This window comes from Prosthecobacter sp., from assembly GCF_034366625.1.
Classification (GTDB): Bacteria; Verrucomicrobiota; Verrucomicrobiia; order Verrucomicrobiales; family Verrucomicrobiaceae; genus Prosthecobacter.
In genome coordinates this window covers 71,251-86,630 of the sequence record NZ_JAXMIH010000005.1, presented here as the reverse complement: position 1 = coordinate 86,630, position 15,380 = coordinate 71,251, and the positions used below count along the sequence as shown (strand labels likewise).

General features: G+C 59.6%; 14 protein-coding genes. 9 read left to right on the top strand and 5 right to left on the bottom strand.

Features of this window, described 5'->3' with window-relative positions; genetic code table 11:
* Positions 1–106: 106 nt before the first annotated feature.
* Positions 107–859, bottom strand: a complete 753-nt coding sequence (pyrF, locus tag U1A53_RS01375; RefSeq protein WP_322278558.1) for an orotidine-5'-phosphate decarboxylase — start codon at positions 857–859, stop codon at positions 107–109.
* An 87-nt stretch (positions 860–946) separates the two neighbouring features.
* On the opposite strand from pyrF, the gene purE reads away from it, so the two are divergent.
* Both purE and U1A53_RS01365 read left to right on the top strand, forming a co-directional pair.
* Positions 947–1,468: a 5-(carboxyamino)imidazole ribonucleotide mutase gene (gene purE / locus U1A53_RS01370; RefSeq protein ID WP_322278557.1), complete on the top strand. Its 522-nt coding sequence runs from the start codon at positions 947–949 to the stop codon at positions 1,466–1,468.
* Positions 1,465–2,613 (top strand): 5-(carboxyamino)imidazole ribonucleotide synthase, encoded by a 1,149-nt coding sequence (locus tag U1A53_RS01365; RefSeq protein ID WP_322278556.1) that lies wholly within the window; start codon positions 1,465–1,467, stop codon positions 2,611–2,613. Before purE ends, U1A53_RS01365 begins: the two co-directional genes overlap by 4 nt.
* Here U1A53_RS01365 and U1A53_RS01360 read toward each other — a convergent pair.
* The 4 genes from U1A53_RS01360 to U1A53_RS01345 form a co-directional block, all read right to left on the bottom strand.
* Positions 2,610–2,903, bottom strand: a complete 294-nt coding sequence (locus U1A53_RS01360) for a type II toxin-antitoxin system RelE/ParE family toxin (protein ID WP_322278555.1) — start codon at positions 2,901–2,903, stop codon at positions 2,610–2,612. The two genes, U1A53_RS01365 and U1A53_RS01360, sit on opposite strands and share 4 nt — an antisense overlap.
* Positions 2,900–3,097 carry a hypothetical protein gene (locus U1A53_RS01355; RefSeq protein WP_322278554.1) on the bottom strand — a complete coding sequence of 66 codons (198 nt, stop codon included), beginning with the start codon at positions 3,095–3,097 and terminating at the stop codon, positions 2,900–2,902. The genes U1A53_RS01360 and U1A53_RS01355 overlap by 4 nt, the downstream gene beginning before the upstream one ends.
* Positions 3,098–3,134: 37 nt before the next feature.
* Positions 3,135–4,313, bottom strand: a complete 1,179-nt coding sequence (locus tag U1A53_RS01350) for a Gfo/Idh/MocA family oxidoreductase (RefSeq protein ID WP_322278553.1) — start codon at positions 4,311–4,313, stop codon at positions 3,135–3,137.
* 215 nt (positions 4,314–4,528) lie between these two features.
* The gene (locus U1A53_RS01345; protein WP_322278552.1) at positions 4,529–6,091 is read right to left on the bottom strand and encodes a glycerol-3-phosphate dehydrogenase/oxidase; all 1,563 of its coding nucleotides are present in this window, start codon (positions 6,089–6,091) and stop codon (positions 4,529–4,531) included.
* Between the two features lie 151 nt (positions 6,092–6,242).
* Between U1A53_RS01345 and U1A53_RS01340 the strand changes: the two genes are divergently transcribed.
* The 7 genes from U1A53_RS01340 (at position 6,243) to U1A53_RS01310 (ending at position 15,358) form a co-directional block, all read left to right on the top strand.
* Entirely contained in the window at positions 6,243–6,638 is a 396-nt protein-coding gene (locus U1A53_RS01340; RefSeq protein ID WP_322278551.1) for an FKBP-type peptidyl-prolyl cis-trans isomerase, read from the top strand.
* 94 nt (positions 6,639–6,732) lie between these two features.
* Complete coding sequence (locus U1A53_RS01335; protein WP_322278550.1) at positions 6,733–9,033, top strand: P-loop NTPase fold protein; 2,301 nt, start codon at positions 6,733–6,735, stop codon at positions 9,031–9,033.
* Positions 9,034–9,210: 177 nt separating this feature from the next.
* The gene (locus U1A53_RS01330; protein WP_322278549.1) at positions 9,211–10,596 is read left to right on the top strand and encodes a sulfatase-like hydrolase/transferase; all 1,386 of its coding nucleotides are present in this window, start codon (positions 9,211–9,213) and stop codon (positions 10,594–10,596) included.
* Between the two features lie 130 nt (positions 10,597–10,726).
* Positions 10,727–11,839, top strand: a complete 1,113-nt coding sequence (locus U1A53_RS01325; protein WP_322278548.1) for a fatty acid desaturase — start codon at positions 10,727–10,729, stop codon at positions 11,837–11,839.
* 18 nt (positions 11,840–11,857) lie between these two features.
* Entirely contained in the window at positions 11,858–14,029 is a 2,172-nt protein-coding gene (uvrB, locus tag U1A53_RS01320; protein WP_322278547.1) for an excinuclease ABC subunit UvrB, read from the top strand.
* 96 nt (positions 14,030–14,125) lie between these two features.
* The gene (locus U1A53_RS01315) at positions 14,126–14,320 is read left to right on the top strand and encodes a hypothetical protein (RefSeq protein WP_322278546.1); all 195 of its coding nucleotides are present in this window, start codon (positions 14,126–14,128) and stop codon (positions 14,318–14,320) included.
* Positions 14,321–14,353: 33 nt separating this feature from the next.
* A complete protein-coding gene (locus U1A53_RS01310) occupies positions 14,354–15,358 on the top strand; it encodes a Gfo/Idh/MocA family oxidoreductase (RefSeq protein WP_322278545.1) in 1,005 nt (334 codons plus the stop codon).
* Positions 15,359–15,380: the final 22 nt, after the last annotated feature.

Sequence of the window (15,380 nt, the reverse complement as noted above, 5' to 3'; positions counted from 1 at the left end):
GCGGTCAAATGGTTTGGGCGTGATGACCGGCGGCATCCATCCTCACGATTGCGCTTCAATCAAGCAGCTTCCACGCTTCGATTTCGTCATTCTTAAAAATGAAACCTCAGCCCAGCGCCTGCTGAATCTGTCGCATCCACCGTTCTGCCCGTGTGGCGAAAGTATAGTCATCGTTCTGATACAGAACGCCCCGCGAGACATTCACCAGCAGCGGCGCTTTCCGCCCGCTGCCCTTCAGCGCCGCCAGATCCCCACCCTGCGCCCCGAGTCCAGGAATCAGCAGCGGCACGTCAGGGATGTGGTCCAGCACATCCGGAGCGGCATTGGTCAAGCCAACGACCAAACCCACCTGCGGATGCCCTTTCGTCATTTCGGCCACGAGTTCATAGACCTGCCGGTCTCCAGTCTTTTGCAGCTCAATGTCCTTCGCGCCCGGATTCGAGGTCACGCCCAGCAGGTACAGCCCTTTGTCCGTGTATTTGAGAAACGGCTCCAGCGTGTCGCGGCCCATGTAGGCGTTCAGCGTCACCGCATCCACATTCATCACATCAAAGCATGCCTTCGCGTAATACCCCTGCGTCTCGCCGATGTCCCCGCGCTTCACATCCAGCACCACCGGGATCTCTTTCGGGATCTCTTGCAAAATCTCCTCCAGCATTTTCACGCCGCGCCAGCCCAGCGCTTCGAAGTAGGCCGAGTTCGGCTTGAACGCCGCCGCAAACGGCGCGGTCTGCGCGATCACATCCAGAATCCACCGCTTGGTCGATTCTTCCGCGTTTTCGGCCCGCACATCGAGCCCCACGCAGAGATTCGAGCCGGTTTGGGCGATGCGTTGATTCAGCTTGTCGAGAAAAGTCATGCGCTGCCCACATGGCACGGCTTTTCGCTCCCGCCAAATCGAAGATTTGACGCTGCCCCGCCCCCCGCCATCCTGCCAGCCTTCCCGATGAGCAACGACACCGCCATCAAGCCCCTCGTGGGCATCATCATGGGCTCCAGTTCCGACTGGCCCACCATGCAAAATGCCGCCCAGGTCCTGAAAGACTTTGGCGTGCCTTTTGAAAAGAAAGTCGTCAGCGCGCACCGCACGCCGCAGCTTCTTTACGATTACGCCACCACCGCTTCGAAGCGTGGCCTCAAGTGCATCATCGCCGGTGCCGGCGGAGCCGCACATCTGCCCGGCATGACCGCCAGCATGACGACCCTCCCCGTCCTCGGCGTTCCGGTGCAAAGCCGTGCGCTCAGCGGCATGGACAGCCTTTACTCCATCGTGCAAATGCCCGGTGGCATCCCCGTCGCCACCTTCGCCATCGGCAACGCGGGCGCTCTGAACGCCGGACTCTTCGCCGTCTCCATGCTGGCGAACGATAATCCCGATCTCGCCGCCAAACTGAAGACCTTCCGCGAACGGCAGACGCAAAAAGTACTCGAAAGCCAGAACGACCTCGAAATCGAAGCGAAAGCATGATGTTCTCGCCTCCTTCGACGATCGGAGTCCTCGGCGGCGGTCAGCTCGGGCGCATGCTCGCCCTCGAAGCACGCCGCGCCGGTCATCGCATCGCCATCTTCACCGATGAACCCCAAGGCTGCCCCGCCGGTCAGTTCGCCGACATCGAGATCAACGCGGCCTATGACGACACCGCAGCTCTGAACCGCTTTTTGCAGCAGGTCGATGTCGTTACCGCCGAGTTCGAAAACATCCCCGCAGCGTGCCTGCAAGCCGTCGAGGCCGTCAAACCACTGCGTCCCGGCTCGAAGGCCATCTTCACCACGCAGCACCGCGAGCGTGAGAAAAATTTCCTCCGCGACCAAGGCATCGCCTGCGCCCCGTTTCGCGTCGTCGATGATTTGAGCGGCCTCGAAGCCGCCGTGGCCGAACTCGGCCGCCCCTGCGTCATCAAAACCGCCGCCTTCGGCTACGACGGCAAAGGCCAGTGCAAAGTCACCGCCGAAACGAATCTCGCCGAAGCCTGGAGCGGCTTCATTGGCCATCGCGCCGTCGTCGAGCAATGGGTCAGCTTCGTTTGCGAGGTTTCCGTCGTCGGCGCACGCGGCATCGACGGCAGCATGGCCACGCACGGTTGCGTCGAGAACCAGCACACGCATCACATCCTCGACGTCACTATCGCTCCCGCCCGCGTGGAGCCGCAGATCATCACGCAGGCCGTCGAATTGTGGCAAGCCGTCGCCGAAGGCCTCGATTACGTCGGCACCATGGCCGTCGAGATGTTCGTCACCGCAGACGGCAAAGTCATCGTCAACGAAATCGCCCCGCGTCCACACAACAGCGGCCACTACACCATCGACGCCTGCCGCACGAACCAGTTCCAGCAGCAGCAGCGTGCCGTCTGCGGCCTCCCTCTTGGCGACGCCTCGCAGCACACACCCGCCGTCATGATCAACCTCCTCGGCGACATCTGGCCCGCCCCGCTCACCCATCCCGACTGGTCGCCCGTGCTCAATCACCCCCGCGCCAAGCTCCACCTCTACGGCAAACGCGAAGCCCGCCCCCGCCGCAAAATGGGCCACTTCACCGTCCTCGGCGACACGATCGACGAAGCGCTCAAAGACGCGCTCGCGATTCGGAAGGTGCTGGGGATTGGGATCGACTAACGCAGCCGCTTCGTGTTCAAGCGCTGGGCAAAATGCACCAGCGTCACGATTTCCAACTCATCGAGCAGCACGCGATAGATGATCCGGTAGGACGCCTCATGAATCTCCCGCACGTCCAAATCGGGTGCCTCATGCACTGGATGACCGATATGCGGATGAAGTGTGAGAATGTCCGTACGTTCGATGATTCTGGCCACCATGCGGTCCGCATAAAACGCCGAATCTTTGGCGATGTAGGCTCGGATCGCCCGCAAATCCTTCCGCGCCTGACTGGACCAGAAAATGTTCACGCCACGCCGAACTCACGTTTGATGCTGGCATGCGAATGCCGCCGTCCGGCGTTCAAATCTGCCAATCCGGCCTCAATCTTCTGGCGCACATAAAGCTGCTGCATCACATCGTCCCAAGAGGCTGTGGCTGGCAGCTTGTCGATCAACCTGCGGGCCTGCTTCTTGGCGCTGACGGCTTTGGTCTTGGTTTTCATGATTTCAAAGTACGGCCATCGACGTCGTTTCTCAAGATCACACTTTCACCCAGCTTTTGGCCCTGCTGCTCTGCAAGATGGCTTCGCAGAGCTTCACTTCGTGGTGGCCGTCTTCGGCGGTGGCGAAGAGGGCGGGCGTCTTCTTGCCGCTGGCGATGTGCTCGTAAATGGCGCGGTAGTGCATTTTGTGACCGTCGCTGAAGCCTTCGGCGTGACCGGGCGGGTAGTCGGTGAAGTTGGCGACGTCTTCGAGGAAGCCGGGCGTGCCGCGCTGGAGGATTTGATTCGGTTCATCGCGATGACCGACCTGAATTTCATTGGGCTGCTGCAAATCCCAGCGCACGCTGCCCTTCGTGCCGTAGATGCCGAAGCTGAGGCTGCATTTCCAACCGGCGGCGACCTGGGAGATCGCCGCATTCGCATGCACGCCGTCGGCGAAGCCGTGCTTGGCCTTGCCGAACTTCAGCAACACGCTGCCGAAGTCCTCGGTATCGACCTTGTAGTCGATCATCTTCTTCGGATCGACCTTCGCAAAAGTCTGCACCTCGCCTTTCGGACGTTTGCGGGTCTTGTGGAAGGTCTCGATGTGCGCAAAGACGCTGTTGGGCTTTGATCCGAGCACGAAGCTCACGGCATCGATCCAATGGGTGCCGACATCCCCCACCGCACGGAGTTTGCCGCCTTCGCTGGCGAGGATGCGCCAGTTGTAGTCGGTCTCATACATCAGCCAGTCCTGGAAGAAATGACCCTGGACGTGCATGATCTTGCCGAGATCGCCCCGCGCCACCATTGCGCGCATCTGCAGGATGGCGGGGAAGAAGCGGCACATGTAGTTCACCGCGAACACCGGGCCTTTTTTGCCGCCCTTCTTCACCGCATCGACGACGAGCGCGGTGTCCTTCGCGGTCATGCCGAGCGGCTTCTCGCAGATGACGTGCTTGCCCATTTCGAGTGCGCTCAGGCACTGCTCGACGTGAACCCGGTTGGGCGAGGTGATGTGGACGACATCAATGTTCGGCGAGGCGTACATGGCCTCGTGATCGTAGTCGCCGTAGATCTCGGGGATGCCCCACAGGTTGCCGACATGGCGGGCGCTCTTGGTGGAGCCGCAGATGCCGTTCACCGTGACGCCGAGCCGTTTGAGTGCTTCGATATGAACGGGGCCGATGAAGCCGGTGCCGATGATGCCTGCGCGGAGCTGGTGGAGGGGTGTCATGAAGGAGGAATGGAGTGGCGGAGTATTGGAGTGGTGGGCAGGGATGGACAATGACGAATTTCGCGGCGCAAAGTGGTCCGCACAGTCCTCTGTGCGGCGTGGCGAAGGCGGATGGCGGCCTTATGGTGGAAAGCGCACGGAGTCTGGAACATTTCAGGCGGCAAGTGTCTTGATCGTTGCGGAGCGCCGCACAGAGACTGTGCGGACCACTTGGATCAGCCTTCCAAAATGTAACCCGAAGCCAGCTTTTGGAAGCGATTGACCTGATGATCGATGGTTTCGGCATCCCAGTTGAGTTCCCGCGCCATGATGGCAGCCACGCGGGGTGCTGCGTTCATGCTGGCTTGCGCATCAAAGAGCAAAGAACGGCTGCGGCGGGCGAGGACATCGCCCACGGTGCGGGCCATTTCGTGACGGGTGTGGAAGACGACCTCGGCACAGGTCAGATCGAGCTTGGGATGCACTTTCCTGGCCCATTCCGGCTCTTTGGCAGTCAGCTCACGAATCTCTGTCGCGTCGCTGCCATAGACGGCCAGCGGATCGTCTTTCGGCAGCACGGTGGCAGAGCCGTGGATCTTGAGATCGTGCGTGACGCAATGTTTGACACCGATGCCGCCGATCATCTCAGCATGATCGATGACATCCTCGGCCATGCGGCGATACGTCGTCCATTTGCCGCCGGTGATGGTGATGAGGCCAGAGTCGGAGACGAGGATGGTGTGATCACGCGAGAGCGCGGCGGTGGACTCGGCATTCTTCGCGGCCACCAGCGGGCGCAGACCGGCGAACACGCTCAGCACATCACACGGACGTGGATCACGCGTGAGGTAGCGCGCCGCGTGCGTCATGAGGAACTCGATTTCATCCGGCAGGGCGCGTGGCTCGATGCTGGCATGCTCCACTGGTGTATCCGTGGTGCCGATGATGACGCGCCCATGCCACGGCACGGCGAACAGCACGCGGCCATCATCCGTCTTCGGGATCATGATGGCCGACTCACCGGGCAAAAACTCGCGCGGCAGCACCAGATGCACGCCCTGACTCGGTGCGACGATGTTTTCTGTCTTCGCATCGTCCATGCGCCGCACATCATCGACGAAGACACCCGTGGCATTGATGACGCAGCGGGCGCGGATCTCGTGCTGGCGGCCGGTTTCGACGCATTCGGCCTTCACGCCGATGACGTGGCCCTTTTCCTTCATCAAACCGGTGCAACGCGTGTGATTGAGCGTGATGGCACCATTATTCACCGCCGTGCGCGCGAGATGAATAGCGAGACGTGCGTCATCGAACTGCCCGTCGTGATAGACCACGCCGCCGTCGAGACCCTCGGTTTCCAAGGTGGGCAGCAGCTCCATCATCTCCTCCCGCGAGAGATAGCGCGAGGGTTCGAGGCCAAGCTGGCCCGCCAGCGTGTCATAGACCTTCAATCCGATGCCGTAGAACGGCCCCTCCCACCAGTGGTAGCTCGGAATGACGAACGGCAGGCTGTGGACGAGATGCGGCGCGTTTTTGCACAGAAGGCCGCGCTCACGCAGCGCCTCCAGCACGAGAGAAATGTTCCCCTGCTTCAAATAGCGCACGCCGCCATGCACCAGCTTCGTGCTGCGGCTGGAGGTGCCTTTGGCGAAGTCCGACTGCTCGATGAGCACCACCGAATGTCCCCGCGAGGCTGCATCCACCGCCGCGCCAAGTCCCGTGGCTCCGCCGCCGATGATGGCGATGTCAAACGGGCCGCTGTGCGAGACAAGCTGCGAAAAAAGGCGTTCGCGATTCATGCGAGCAGTTCACCCAAGGAGGGGCGGTTTGCAACCGCCCACGGCGCTTGAAAAGCGCCGCTCCTTGTCCGCGAATCGTCATTCGACATTTTATCCCCCATTTGCTAGCCTCCGCGTCCCAACCATCCACAACTCCAACACTCCCCATCCCATGTCCGACATCGCTCTCGCCAAAGGTGAAAAATTTCTCGCAGACAACGCCACGAAAGAAGGCGTGACCGTGACCGCCAGCGGCCTGCAATACAAAGTCATCACCCCAGGCACCGGCAAGAGTCCGAAGGCCACGGACACGGTGGAGGTGCATTACGAAGGCACGCTGATCAATGGCAACGTCTTCGACAGCTCGTATCGCCGCAAGGAATCCATCGAGTTCCCGCTGAATGGTGTCATTGCCGGCTGGACCGAAGGCGTGCAGCTCATGCAGGAAGGCGCGAAGTTCCGCTTCTACATCCCCTCGAAGCTCGCCTACGGTTCCCGTGGTGCCGGTCGCGACATCGGCCCGAATGAGGCGCTGATCTTCGACGTGGAGCTGATCAAGGTGAAGTGATCCCACGCCACTGACAGAAAAGAAGAGGGCAGAAACAAGGATTCCTTGTTCTGCCCTTTTATTTACATGCTTTGATTGCCTCCCTCCTCCCCTGATGTCCTCCAAGCTCACTCCCACTCCCTCATGGCCCGTGACCGACCATCAAGGAACCGGTTTTGATTCGCCGGTCTTCGGCCCCAAAGATGACCACTTGAATCGGTGGCCACTGGCCCGCCAGATTTACAACGTGGCCACCAACGGTCCGGCAGGCTGGTCGGCTCGCATCGGTGTCTATGGCGAATGGGGGACCGGCAAGACCTCGGTGCTCAAGTTTGTGTCGGCCTTGGCAGAGGAAGAGGGGCACATCGTAGTGTGGTTTGATCCGTGGGGCTATTCGTCGAAACCAGACCTCTGGCACGCGTTTGTGATGAAGTGTTGCGATACGATAGAGGGCAAGCTGGGAGGCATCACTGCGGCAGGAGAGGTGCGCAGAAAGTCATACCTCAAGAAGGGCCGCGACCTGCTTGCAACTGTGACAAAGAAAATTCCTGGTGACACGGGGTCCGCCATCACAGGTGGATTGGACCTGCTTACAGGAGCCTTTTCATTTGGGCGTGATGATTTGAAGAAGCTTCATGCCGACTTGAAAGGCAAACGTGTCGTTGTTTTAATTGATGATCTCGACCGAACCGCCGCCGAGTTGGTGCCCGAGATTCTTTTTGCCCTGAAGGAGGTCATGGACATCCCCGGATTCTCTTTCGTTTGTGGGTTTGATCCTGTCGTAGTTGGCAAGGTGTTTCGCGCGAGTCATCGGGGATTCGGTGACGGGCAGAAGTTTCTGGAGAAGATCATCGACTACCCCATTTGGCTGCCACCAGCGACCGCCGAGGGTTTGATGAAGATTGCCTTGGCTGATGCCGCCAAGCATTGCTCTTTCGTTCCCACGGATGATGTCCGCCAAGTGATTCCGCTTCTGCCTCAGAATCCCCGTGCCATTCGCCAGTTCATTCGTCACTTGTCGTTGCTCAAGCATCAGATCGAGAGACATCATGAATATGAGTTGAGGTGGCCTGTGATCCTGGCAGCGACGGTCATCAAGGTGCGTCACCCCAAGCTGGCCGACCCGCTTCTAAATGATCCAAAGTTCTGGCAGGAAATTGCGGTCACCGAGATGGTAGCATCACATTCGAATGAAAGTGAAAAGGTCCCCGAGGAAGTCACCAAGCACATCGCCAAATGTGAAAAAGATCATTCCGTCGCCCTTTCGTCGGCCGAGCGGGACCAAGTGTCACAAGGGCTCACCCGGATTGTTGAAAAGCTAAGCCTGTGGTCTGGCGACGGCGTTGAACTGATTCGCGGCCAGATGTCGATCACGGAAGCTCCACAAGCGGTGACCTGGAAAGAGTTCGAGGACTGTCTGGAGCTCTGCAAAACGGGAGTATTGGCCGAGCAATTGAAGGAATGGATTGTGAATCACGCCAAAGATCAACATTGCGGAGAAGCACGCGTGGCCAGCGAACTCACTCGTGCCGCCCTTGAGCGCTATCGTTCCGAACTTCATCAGGCTGACAACGTCTTCGTCCCAAGACAGCAGGGTTCTCACAAAAGGAAGGCCAAGTTTCTGCTGAGAGCACTGGAGGTCCTGGTGCTGAAAATGGGGGATGCCTTGCCTGCTCTCAAGTCGCGGGAGTGGCTGCCAGTAAGTGACCTTATGAAAGATATGGTGTCGTTGGCGAATGCAGTCAGCGCCGTTCATCGTGAACTCTGGCCACGAACAAAAACCCTGCAGTTTAGTTTGGTGAAGAAGTGGCAGGACGATCTGAAGACTCTGGGACCCGCCGTTCGGTCTATCCACCCGAATCACAGTGGAAGGCTGGAAGGCCAAGAGCGCGAAGTCGCCATAGAGTTGAATGTGTTGTTTAACGAACGGCTTTGCGAGGCGGCTGCCGGGCGGTTTGATGAAGCAGGCTTCGTGGACCGTGTCAGCGACCGGTTCAACGGCGACCACGAGTTTAGGGAGCTAATGCTTGATGCCAAAAGCGCTCTATGGACAACTTTCCGTCCGAAGGTTTTGGCCACGTTCAAAAAAGCCAACTCGAACATGGCCATGAGGGAGAATGCCCATGCTTTCCTGGTTTGGATCGACCAGATGCTGAGGAAGCCGCAGCACCATGACCAGGCAAGGCTTCAGGAACTGGCTGGAGACTCCGAGATCATGGCCGCCACTTGGGACGCTGCGACCGTGGCTCCGTTTGCCGGGAAGTATGCTTATCGTTTGAAAGAGCTTCCCGCCGCCCTGGATAAACTTGGCGTGAAACTCACCATCCCCCCGTGGTGGCAGCCTGCTATTGATGAGACAGCGGCTCTGTATGAGAAAGAGAAAACCCAGAGAAGCGAAGCCCCCTCGGGGATCTGACTTTATGCACAAAGTGGACTGATGAACCCGGAGAGGCTGACCCCGTGGTGAAGCTTATCGACTTCGAGCAGCAGGAACGAAACACCTTCCGCAACATCGGTCCGAATGAGGCGCTGATTTTCGACGTGGCGCTTTTCAAAGTGAAGTAATGCGCCGTCTGCCGTCGTTGAGACGGTCATGCGAGCTTTCCTTTTCCTGATCCTTTCGGCTGCGTGCTTCGCCGCCCAGCCAAATGTCGTTTTCATCATCAGCGATGACCAGGGCTGGCCGGACCTCGGCTGCATCGGCAGCAAGCCGCTGATCACGCCGAATCTGGACAAGCTGGCCGCCGAGGGCGTGCGCGGGACGAGCTTTTATGTGACGTGGCCGGCCTGCACGCCATCGCGTGGCAGCGTACTCACGGGGCGCTACCCGCAACGCAACGGGCTTTATGACATGGTGCGCAATGACATGGTGAACTTCGGGCACCGCTTCACGCCCGAGGAGTATGCGGTGTCCCCGGAGATGACGCTGGGGCTGGATGTGCGCGAGGTGACGATCGGCGACATGCTGCGCAAAGCGGGTTACGCGACGGGTTGCATCGGCAAATGGGACATGGGGCAGGCAAAACGCTTCCTGCCGCTGCAGCGCGGCTTCGACTTCTTCTACGGCCACGGCAACAACGGCATCGACTACTACACGCACGAGCGCTACGGCGTGCCGTCGCTGTTTCGCGGCAATGAGCGCACTCAGGAGGACAAGGGAACCTATGTGACGGACGTGTTCCGCCGCGAGTCGCTACGATTCGTCGGCGATCAGGCGGGGAAGAAGCCGTTCTTCCTCTACCTGGCCTTCAATGCGCCGCATGGGGCGTCGGCGTTCGGCGAAGGCACGACGGAGGGTGAGAAGAAAGTGGCCGAAGGTGTTCAAGCACCGGAGAAGTATGTGGCGATGTATCGCGGCAAGGTGGAGAACGAGAAACTGGCCCGTTACTGCGGCGCGGTGACGTGCATGGACGAGGCCATTGGCGCAGTGATGGAGGCGGTCGAAAAAGCCGGACAGAAGGACAACACGATTTTCCTGTTCATGTCCGACAACGGCGGCAGCGGCAACGGTGGCAACGCGCCGCTGAAGGGAAGCAAGGGCACGATGTGGGAGGGCGGTCTGCGTGTGCCTTTCATCATGCGCTGGCCGGGAAAACTGCCCGCCGGGAAGGTGACAGACGAGTTTCTGACCGCTCTGGAACTGGTGCCGACCCTGCTGGCCGCCACCGGGAGCCAAACACCGGAAGGCGTCAAAATGGACGGCTTCGACATGCTGCCCATCCTGCGCGGCGAGGCGAAATCCCCACGCAAGGAGATGTTCTGGCAGCGCCGGGGCGACAAGGCGGCACGCTTCGAGAACTGGAAGTGGCTGGAGTCCGTGAAGGGCAACGGCCTTTATGACTTGAGCACCGACCTCAGTGAAAAGCACGATTTGAGCGCCGAGAAGCCTGAAATCGCGAAGATGATGCGGGAGCGGCTCGCTCAATGGCGAACGGAAATGGACGCGAGCGAGCCGAGGGGGCCATTCAGAGATTATTGAGGATGTGAGTGTTGAGTGAGGACCACCTGAACCGCCCGGCTTGTGCGAAAGTACCAAAAATGAGAGATAAATGACAAATTGAGCACGGGACTAATCCAGAAAACCTGCTACATACCGCGCTCCATCAACCATGACCACGACCAGCGCCCCTGAGATGACATCAGCCATGCCCCAGGCCACGATTTCCGAATGGAAAAAAATTGTAGCCCCCTTCCAGGTTCCTTCCATTCCCCGTTCCACCTGGCAGATCGTCAACACCTTCATCCCCTACGCGCTGCTGTGGTATGCGATGTATCGCAGCCTGGAGGTTTCGTACTGGCTCACGCTCGGCATCTCCGCGATCGCGGGTCTCCTGCTGGTGCGTGTGTTCATCATGTTTCATGACTGCGGTCACGGCTCCTTTTTCAAATCGAAAGCGGCCAGCAACATCCTCGGCTTCATCAGCGGCATGCTCACATTCACGCCCTACCTGCACTGGACTTGGCAGCACTCGGTGCATCACCAGACCTCGGGTGACCTGAGCCGCCGTGGCGATGGGGACATCTGGACGATGACGGTGAAGGAATACCAGGAGGCCACCCCAAAGATGCGCTTCTTCTACCGTCTGTTTCGCAACCCGGTCATGATCTTTGTCGTCGGACCTCTGGTTCTCTTTCTCATCCATCAGCGTTTCCCTTCGCCGCGTGCGAAGGGCAAAGATCGCGCTTCTGTCATGACGATGAACGTTGCGATGCTGTTGATGGTCATCGGACTGAGCTGGCTGTTCGGCTTCAAAAATTACATCCTGATGCAGCTTCCCGTGACGATGTTCGCCGGCATGGCGGGCATCTGGATGTTTTATGTGCAGCACCAGTATGAAGACGTGTACTGGGAGCACCGGGAAGACTGGGACTACACCACCGCCGCGCTGGAAGGCAGCTCCTTCTACAAGCTGCCGAAAATCCTCCAGTGGTTCACCGGCAACATCGGTTTCCATCACGTTCACCATCTCAGTTCCCGCATCCCGAACTACTACCTGGAGAGCTGCCACAACTCCCATCCGATGTTTCATTCGATCAAGCCGCTGACGTTCTGGTCGAGCCTGAAGTGCATCAATCTGCGCCTCTGGGATGAATCCGACCGCAAGCTCATCTCCTGGAAGGAATACCGTCAGCGCTACGCTCAACCGGCTCCCGCCAAGACCGAAGCGATGGACCCTGCGGATCTGCCAGTGCCGGATCAAGCCGGTTCGGGCATGTCCTAAGTCGTCGCGGCTCCTGCCATGTCCGCTTTTCGGCTCAACACCGAGTACCGCCCGCAGGGCGATCAGGAGCAGGCCATCGCGAAGTTGGTGAAGTCTGTTAGTGCCGGGAACCGGCATCAGACGCTCATGGGTGTCACGGGATCGGGCAAGACCTTCACGATGGCGAATGTCATCGAGCAAATAGGTCGGCCTGCACTGGTCTTCTCGCACAACAAGACGCTCGCCGCGCAGCTTTACTCGGAGTTTAAAAACTTCTTCCCGCACAACGCGGTGGAGTACTTCGTCAGTTACTTCGACTACTACCAGCCGGAGGCCTACATCGCCCGCACGGACACCTACATCGAGAAGGATTCCGCCATCAACGACGAGATCGAGCGCCTGCGCCTCTCCAGCATGGGGGCACTGATCACGCGGCAGGATACGATCATCGTGGCGAGTGTGAGCTGCATTTACGGCTTGGGATCGCCTGAGGATTACGAGGGCATGATGCTGCCGCTCAGCGTGGGCCAGCAGATGTCGCGCGAGACGCTGCTGACCAAGCTGGTGGACATGCTCTACGAGCGGAACGACATCCAGCTCACGCGCGGCAAATTCCGTGCTCGGGGCGATGTGATTGAGGTGGTGCCGGCCTATTTGGAGAACGAAGCGATCCGCATCGAGTTCTTTGGCGACGAGATCGACCGCATCAGCGCCGTGGACGTGCTCACCGGCACGGTGACGCTCAAAATGCCGAGCTACACGATCTTTCCGGCCAAGCAGTTCGTCACACCCGGCGACAAACTGCGCAAAGCCATCGTGAAAATCCGTGAGGAGGCCGAGGAGCGCGTCGCGTGGTTCGAGAAGGAAGGAAAACTGCTCGAAGCGCAGCGCATCAAGATGCGCACGCAGTATGACATCGAGATGATGCAGGAGATGGGTTTCTGCCAGGGCATCGAAAACTACAGCCGCCACCTCACCGGCCGTGAACCCGGCGCCACGCCCGGCACGCTGCTGGATTTCTTCAAGGAGCCGCCGCTCATGTTCATCGACGAAAGCCACGTCACCATCCCGCAGATCGGCGGCATGTATGAGGGCGACAAATCGCGCAAAACGGTGCTCGTGGAGCATGGCTTCCGCCTTCCCAGCGCGCTCGACAATCGCCCGCTGCGTTTCGAGGAATTCATGGGCAAGGTCGGACAACTCGTCTATGTCAGCGCCACACCCGCACGCTTTGAGATCGAGAACAGCGTCGTCGGCAACACCGGCTACATCGCGAAGATCGCCGATCCGCTGCCGTTCTCCAAAACCGTGCGTGTCAGCGGCAGCGCCGAAGCCGTCGATAAATTCGATGTCACGGCCAAAGGCCGCTCTTTGGTCGTCGAGCAGATCATCCGCCCCACGGGCCTGCTCGATCCCGTCATCACCATCAAGCCGCTGAAAGGCCAGATCGACGAAACCATCGAGCTCTGCCGCCAGCGCATCGAAAAAGGCGAGCGCGTGCTCGTCACGACGTTGACAAAGCGCACGGCGGAGGATTTGACCGACTACCTGCGCAATCTCGACTTCAAAGTCCGCTACCTGCACAGCGACATCGACGCCATCGAGCGTGTCGAAATCCTGCGCAGCCTGCGCTCGGGCGACTGCGATGTGCTCGTCGGCATCAATCTTCTTCGCGAAGGCCTCGATCTGCCCGAGGTCAGCCTCGTGTGCATTCTCGATGCCGACAAAGAAGGCTTCCTGCGCAGCGAATCTTCGCTGATCCAGACCTCCGGTCGCGCCGCGCGTCACATCAACGGCGAAGTCGTGCTCTTTGCCGACATCGAGACCAAAAGCATCCGCTCCCTGCTCAGCATCAGCGGCTACCGCCGCCAGGTGCAGACCGATCACAACGAGAAGCACGGCATCACCCCGCAAACCGTGCAGCGCGCCGTTCAAGAAAGCCTGCAAGTGCTCGGCAAGGCCCGTGAGATCGAAGAAAACGTCGTCCGCGAAGGCGGCGGCGATTTCGCCATCACCGAGACCATCCGCGAACTCGAACAAGAAATGGCCGAAGCCGCCAGCAAGCTCGAATACGAGCGCGCAGCCCTGCTGCGGGATCAGATCCGCGAACTCAAGAAACGCGCCGGCTTGAACACCGACGACACCGGCACCTTGCCGCAGCGCAAGAACGTCGTTTACGGCAAGCCGAAGCGCGGTGGCAAGAAGCGGTAGCGGCATTCACCGGCCCGATTGGATCATTCAGAGCATCAATGAGGCCTTTGGCGGGGGCTGGCGCATGATTCGTCGTGCTCAACCAGCACGCCCATCATGAAAACGAAACTCCTCCTTCCTCTCGCCCTAGCCAGCCTGAGCCTGTCCAGTTGTGCCAGTGCCGGGCTGGAATTCCGCAACTCATTTTCAGGCCGTGTCACCCCAGGTGAACGAGTCGCCGCCGGAGCCTTCGATCTCGTCACCCTGCCGGTTCAGCTCCCGGTGATTGTGGCGATGAAGATTTCCGAGTGAGGAATCGCCTACAGGCTCGTTTCAACTCACCTTATGAAACGACGCTCTTTCCTCCTTGCCTGCGGTTCGACCGCCTTTGCCGCCAGCGGCAGTTCCACACTCCGTATCGGCCAGATCGGCACGGAGCATGCGCATGCGGCGGGGAAGATGGTGGCGATGCGGTCTTTGACGGAGCTTTGGGAGGTCGTGGGCGTGACGGGGCCGGAAGGTTATGAAGGTGTGAAGTCGATGACCGAGGAGGAACTGCTCGCCGTGCCGGATTTGAAGGCGGTGGCAGTGGAAACTCGCGTCGAAGCCTCCTGCGCGACGGCGCGGCGCGGCATTGAGGCAGGCAAGCATGTGCATCTGGACAAGCCAGGGGCGCTGAAGCATGACGAATTCAAATCCATGCGGCTGGAGGCGGAGAAACGCGGCCTGACGGTGCAGATGGGCTACATGCTGCGCTACAATCCGGCGTTTGAGCTGCTGTTCCAAGCCGTGCGCGAAGGCTGGCTCGGCGAGATCACGGAGATCGACGCGGCGATGGGCAAACTGGCCAACGGGAGCACGCGTGGAGCGATTCGTAAGCTCGAAGGCGGCGGGATGTTTGAGCTGGCCTGCCATGTCATGGACGCGGTGGTCACTATTCTGGGCAAGCCGCAGTCGGTGACGGGCTTTTCAACGCCAACACGCGATGATGGTGTGCAGGACAACCAGATGGCCGTTTTGAAGTATGCGAAGGCCACGGCGGTTATCCGCTGCAATCACACGGACCCGTTTGGCGGCCCACGGCGGAGGTTCAACGTCACTGGAACCGAAGGAACCTTCGAGATCGTGCCGCTGGAGTCCGGGAAGGTGAATCTGTCGATTACCAAGGCGCGTGGCAGCTACAAGAAGGGCGCGCAGTCGTTTCAACTCGACGTGCCAAAGGATCGCTATGCGGCGGAGTTTGTCGATCTGGCGAAGATCGTGCGTGGTGAGAAAAAACACGCCTGGGATGCCGCACACGACATCGCCGTGCATGAGACGGTGCTGCGTGCGGCGGGCGTTTGGAAGTAGGTCGGGCAGCGCTAAGTTGACC